At 68.5% G+C, this 222-nt stretch carries 1 protein-coding gene; it reads right to left on the bottom strand.

Going from position 1 to position 222, the window contains the following annotated elements; all coding sequences use genetic code 11:
• Positions 1 to 222 (bottom strand): transposase (locus ACXAH0_RS25400; RefSeq protein WP_475196134.1); only part of this gene is annotated, 222 nt, incomplete at both ends.

Here is a 222-nt window from a genome sequence, read left to right as displayed (position 1 = left end):
ATAGGCCCCCACCGAGCGCGATTTGGCAAACCGGGCCGGATCGTCGATGGTCGCCGCGAAAGCCAGCGCCGTCACCGGCCCCACGCCCGGTGCCGTCATCAGCAGCCGACAACAGGCCGGGCTCTGCGAAGCGCGCTCCCTGACCGTGCCGTCCAACTCGTCCAGGCATCTGATCAAAGCCGTCCGCGCCTCAAGCAAGGGGCCGACAATGCCGGTCAGAGC

The organism is Roseibium sp. AWQ4_290, from assembly GCF_056160985.1.
Note: the sequence above shows the minus strand (reverse complement) of the source record. Positions and strands in the feature narration are given on the sequence as shown.